The sequence below is a fragment of the Clostridium sp. chh4-2 genome, assembly GCF_002899675.1.
Taxonomy (GTDB): Bacteria; Bacillota; Clostridia; order Lachnospirales; family Lachnospiraceae; genus CHH4-2.
Genome location: NZ_PKUU01000051.1, coordinates 1 through 1,219, shown reverse-complemented (window position 1 = coordinate 1,219; position 1,219 = coordinate 1). Strand labels below are relative to the sequence as shown.

Sequence of the window (1,219 nt, the reverse complement as noted above, 5' to 3'; positions counted from 1 at the left end):
ATTACTATATCATTTAGTCGTCATTTTCCCTCTAAATTTACCCTATCATGGCTTCCGGGCTGCAAAAGGGTAAACTTAATAAAGCGCCCGCATTTGGCCGCTTAAAACCGCCATATTTTCCTATGATTTATGCATATTTCCGGAAAGATTCTCTTACATTCTGCTCTTTGACAGTACAATAAATCATTGTCGTGTCGAGTTTCTCATGTCCAAGGTATTCCTTTACCTGTTCCACTGGCATTCCACGGCTTAATAGATCCGTTGCAATTGTCCTGCGGAACCGGTGAGGATGTACATGCGCTATGCCAGACCGTTTTCCCAGCTGGCGGAGCATATACTGCACGCCTGCAACCGTGAGCCGGTTAAAGGGGCGGTCTAAGGTGGCAAAAAGCGGCCTATTTCCTAATTCCTCCATGGATGTCCCAGTCTGGCTACATCGCTCCCTTAAATATCTTTTCAAATAGAATTTCGCATTATCCGTTAAATAAACCCGCCTTTCCTTGCTCCCCTTTCCATAAACAATTAATTCCTGCTTTCCCATTTCAATATCTTCTACATTTAATGCCACCAGTTCTGACACACGGACACCTGTGCTATACAGAAATTCCATCAAGGCCCGATCTCTTAATGATCCGCAATTAACTCTCAGTGCTTCTAAATCCTCCTGACTAAACGGTTTTTTAATTGTCCTTTCCAGCATTAAGCTGCCGATCCGGCGCACTGGGTTATCCGTAACCAATCCTTCTACAGTCAAAAAATCCCAGAAACTCGATAAATAATGAAGCCGCGTCTGCATTGTAGACATTGCGATTCCATTTTGTCGGGAAACGCTGTAATAGTACCGGAGATCCATAGTTGTTATATCCTCGATTTTCTTACCAAGAAACTGTAACATCTTATGGATCTCTGTGCTGTACTGTTTCAATGTGTTCATTTTTCGGCCGGTTGTGTGCTTAGAACCAATAAAAGCGTTAATTTTGGCTTCATTTCCGTTTACCGATTCTACCATCTCATACTTTTCTTCAATTACCTGGACACCATGGAACTGGATATACAACACATTTTCCAATTCGTCCAGTTGTTCAGACCGTAAGCTTGGTGTCATAGCTTGTATAACCGCCTGCAAAATCTTTTCAAGCATAAAAATAGCCCTCCTTTCACGAATAATTGTAAAGGATGGCTTCGAAAAGCTCCACCAAGGACTAAATATTATAGTAAT

At 42.0% G+C, this 1,219-nt stretch carries 1 protein-coding gene; it reads right to left on the bottom strand.

Annotated features, from left to right (window positions below):
• Positions 1-127: 127 nt before the first annotated feature.
• Positions 128-1,141 (bottom strand): tyrosine-type recombinase/integrase, encoded by a 1,014-nt coding sequence (locus C0033_RS26625; protein ID WP_103230886.1) that lies wholly within the window; start codon positions 1,139-1,141, stop codon positions 128-130.
• Between the last annotated feature and the right edge of the window lie 78 nt (positions 1,142-1,219).